A 4,030-nucleotide genomic window follows, 5' to 3' on the forward strand; every position below is an offset into this window, starting at 1 on the left:
CCTCGCGAAGAAGGGCGTAAGCCTTGGTGCCTTGCGGCTCTGGTGCGAGGAAGTACGGCGTGTCAAAGAACTCGACGGCGACGTCGTCCTCACACACCGCGCCGAGCACATCGATCGTGCGCGTCGCCTTGACGTTGGCTGCAGCGAAGTCGTCGTCGGTCACGGTCACCCAGCGCCCGTCGGGCAGCTGGTAGCCCTTCACGATTGCCTCCCACGGCACTTCTTCGCCAGTGTTCTCGTTGACCCGCTTGTTGTGAACCGCCGAGAAGTCGCGCGAGTCGAGCAGGTGGAACGAGAGTTCCTCGGCAGATACCGCCGAGAACAGGCCGACCGGAATCGTGACCAGGCCAAACGAGATGGTGCCTTTCCAGATAGCTCGCGCCATGGGGAACTCCTGCATCCTTCAGTGAGGGCCGGCAGGGCGCGAAGAGCGCCATGAGGGAGTGTTCCCCGTTCCAGCGTAGCGAGGCGTCACGCGCGTTACTCGTCGGGGTCGACACCGGGATCGACGTTGTCGTGCTCGGCGGCAGCGCCTTCGGCGGCCTGTGGCGAGCCGCTCGTCTCCGGCTTGTCCGAGGGGCGGAGCACGCGGGTGAGCGTGCCGAGCGTGCGGCGCGGCATCGAGGCGACACGGGGCGTGAGGTCGACGGGTATGGGCGAACTCCAGCCGAGGCGCTCGGAGAGCACGCGCAGCGCCATGACCACGATCACGACGATGACCATCGCCACCGGCTTGACGAAGTTCAGCCACCCGACCAGCCCCACGTAGACCGTCGCGCCGGTGACCGAGGCGACCGCGTAGAAGCCGCCGGGCCGCAGAACCGCTGGCACCTCGCCGCTGAGTACGTCGCGCAACATTCCTCCGCCGACCGAGGTGATCGTGCCGACTAAAATCGCCGGGATGAATGTCAGGCCGGCGAGCAGCGCCTTGTCCGAGCCGGTTACGCAGAAGAGTCCGAGTGCGAGAGCGTCGAAGAGGAAGAGCGCCGGGCGGACTTTGGTGGCGGCCCCCGCGAAGAAGAACACGACCGCTGCGGCGAGCAGAGCCGCGATGAGCAGACGGGGGTACTGCAGCGCGTAGATGCCGTACTTCTGGAGCAGCACGTCACGGATGATGCCGCCGCCCAGTCCCGCGACAATGGCCAGCGTGGTGATGCCCACCACGTCGAACTTGCGCTCCACCCCCACGAGCGCGCCGGCCAGAGCGCCCGAGAACGTTGCGCTTACCTCAAGGGCGACGGGGATGGTGATGGTGCTCGCGGTTATCGGCATGGTGGTGGTGACCGAGGACGGCAGTACCGAGGCCACCGCGTGGGGGACGCTGGACTCCACGATGCCCGCCAGGCCCGCAGGCGCGCTCGTCATGGTGCTCCCGATTGACGCGCCCGCCGCCGAGGCCGCGCCAGCTAGCGCGGACGCGGTCGCTCCGAGGGAGGCTACGATGTGCGCTGGCAAGGGTGCGACCTCCTCCGAGAGAGCGTGACGTGGGCGGAAACCTCTGTCGAGTATGCCCCATGTCAGCTAGGGTCTCGAAGTGCGGGGGCGGGGGTATCGTTTGTCCAGGACGCGCCGCGTCTTGAGGCTTGACCTGAGGAAGGGGAGCGCGATGGGCACGGTGCTCGTTGTACTCGAGCTTGCGGTCGTCATCGGCGCCATCGTCATGGGCGTCCGAATGGGGGGCATGGGTCTGGGCATCTGGGGCGCCGCTGGGGTCGCCGTGCTCGTGTTCGTGTTCCACCTGTCCCCCGGCACCACTCCTGGCTCGGCGATGCTCATCATCTTGGCGGTGATTACGGCCGCCAGCGCGATGCAGGCTGCCGGAGGAATCGACTTCCTCGTCAAGATTGCGGCCGGCATCATCCGCAAGAACCCGAAGCAGATCACGCTCATCGCCCCGCTCGTAAGCTATGCATTCACCGTCGGAGCCGGCACGAGCAACATCTTCTTCCCGCTCATCCCGGTCATCTACGAGGTCTCGTACGACAACGGCATACGTCCCGAGCGCCCGCTCTCGCTCTCGGTCATCGCCACCGGACTGGGCATCACGTCGAGCCCGGTATCCGCCGCCATGGCGGCGATGCTGGGGCTGCTGGCGGTCAAGGGCATCAGCGTCTCGCAGATCCTGCTGATCACCGTGCCGTCCTCGTTCGTGGCTATCGTCGTCGGTTCGTTGGTGATGAACCGCTACGGCAGGGACCTCAAGGACGACCCGGAGTACCAGCGCCGACTCGCCGAGGGCAAGGTACAGCCACCAAAGAAGTTCGAAGGCGCCGAGAACGTCGAGCCCGAGCTCCCCAAAGGCGCCTCGCTTTCCGCGTTCATCTTCCTAGGCGGTGTGGTGGCGGTCATCCTGCTCGGCGCCATTCCCGGTGCGCAGGGCCTGCTGCTTCCTAAGGGTGCCGACATGACCGTCGCCATCCAGCTCGTCATGTTCATCGTCGCACTTCTGATCTTGCTCTTCTGTAGCGCCAAGGTGGGTGACGTGCTCAAGCAACCGGTATTCTCGTCGGGAATCACGGCAATCGTGGCCCTGTTCGGTATCGCGTGGCTCGCCAACACCTTCATCGCGGCATATGAGGAGCAGATCGTAAAGATCCTGGGAGGCGCCGTGGCGGCGCTGCCGATCCTCTTCGCATTCGCGATCTTCATCTTCGCCGCGCTCACCACCAGCCAGTCGGCGACAACCAACACGATCATCCCGATTGGGCTCGCTCTACCAGGCCTTGGTGTGGGCGCGATCATCGCGATGTGGCAGGCGCTGGCCGGCGTCTACTTCCTGCCGGCGAACGGCAACCAGCTCGCATGCGTCGAGACCGACCTGACGGGCTCGACCAAGATCGGCAAGCTCGTACTGAACCACTCGTTCATGGTGCCGCTGCTCGTATGCACGGTCACCTCAGTGGCGGTAGGCCTGGCAATCCAAAGCCTGCTGCATTTCTAGCCACTTTCGAAGGGAGCTCTCCGCATGGATGCAAGTCAGATTCGAGCCAAGGTCGACGCGCTGATGCCGCAGGTACAGGCCGATCTCGGCAGGCTCGTCACGCTACCGTCAATCGCCTTCCCCGGCTTCCCTGCCGAGCCGGTCGTGGCATGTGCCGAGGCGGTCGTCGAAGTACTCAAGGGTTACGGCTGCACGGAGGCACGGCTGCTCGAGATCCCAGGCGGGTACTCGGCGGTGTATGCGGAGGTTGCGGGCCCCGAGGGCGCTCCGACAGTGATGATGTACGGCCACTACGACGTGCAGCCGGCGCCGATGGAGCAGGGCTGGCTCACCGATCCGTGGACGCCGACGATCAAGGACGGCCGCATGTTCGGGCGCGGCGCTGCCGACGACAAGTCAGGCGTTGTGATCAACGGCGCATCGGTAGCGGTCTTTGACGGCAAGCCGCCGGTCAATGTGAAGATCATCCTTGAGGGCGAGGAGGAGACCATCAGCCATCTCGAGGCGTTCGTCGAGGCCAACCCCGAGCTGTTCGCGTGCGACCTGTTCATCATCGCCGACATGGGCAACCTCAAAGTCGCCGAGCCGATCACGACCACCACACTTCGCGGCGACGTGGCTTGCACGGTCCGCGTCGAGACGCTCGACCATCCGCTACACTCTGGCGTTTTCGGAGGGCCGGCGCCCGACGCTCTCATGGCGCTCATTCGCATGTGCGCGCAGCTAGTCGATGAGGAGGGAAGCGTCATCGTTCCCGGCGTCGATGCGTACGATTGGCCCGGCGCCGACCTACCGGCCGACGTCTTCCGCTCGAACGCCGGCGTGCTGGACGGTGTCGAGCTGATCGGCACCGGAACGGTGGGAACTCGGCTATGGAGCAAGCCTTCGATCAACGTGCTGGGCATCGACTGCCCTACCGTCCACGAGGCGGCCAACATCCTGATTCCGAGCGTCACGGCGAAGGTCTCCATGCGCATCGTTCCCGGCGCCGACCCTCAGGTCGAGATGGACAAGCTGATGGCCTACCTGCGCTCGATTGCCCCGTGGGGCGCCAAGGTCGAGGTCAAAGCGGTCAAGGCGCTCAACGCC

The 4,030-nt window shown here is 65.4% G+C and carries 4 protein-coding genes; 2 read left to right on the forward strand and 2 right to left on the reverse strand.

All coding sequences use genetic code 11. The features are described 5' to 3' along the window. A partial coding sequence (locus P4L93_00655; GenBank protein ID MDR3685461.1) for a Ku protein occupies window positions 1-385 on the reverse strand: 385 nt, incomplete at its 3' end. Between the two features lie 95 nt (window positions 386-480). After that, the gene (locus tag P4L93_00660; protein MDR3685462.1) at window positions 481-1,455 is read right to left on the reverse strand and encodes a TRIC cation channel family protein; all 975 of its coding nucleotides are present in this window, start codon (window positions 1,453-1,455) and stop codon (window positions 481-483) included. A 151-nt stretch (window positions 1,456-1,606) separates the two neighbouring features. Between P4L93_00660 and P4L93_00665 the strand changes: the two genes are divergently transcribed. Together P4L93_00665 and P4L93_00670 are read left to right on the forward strand one after the other, a co-directional pair. Continuing rightward, complete coding sequence (locus P4L93_00665; GenBank protein ID MDR3685463.1) at window positions 1,607-2,941, forward strand: anaerobic C4-dicarboxylate transporter family protein; 1,335 nt, start codon at window positions 1,607-1,609, stop codon at window positions 2,939-2,941. Window positions 2,942-2,965: 24 nt separating this feature from the next. Continuing rightward, a partial coding sequence (locus tag P4L93_00670) for a M20/M25/M40 family metallo-hydrolase (protein MDR3685464.1) occupies window positions 2,966-4,030 on the forward strand: 1,065 nt, incomplete at its 3' end.

The organism is Coriobacteriia bacterium, assembly GCA_031292615.1.
Taxonomy (GTDB): domain Bacteria; phylum Actinomycetota; class Coriobacteriia; order Anaerosomatales; family JAAXUF01; genus JARLGT01.

Excerpts from the sequence above, each read along its gene's own strand:
- P4L93_00665 (MDR3685463.1), top strand. The coding sequence starts at position 1,607 with ATGGGCACGGTGCTCGTTGTACTCGAGCTTGCGGTCGTCATCGGCGCC.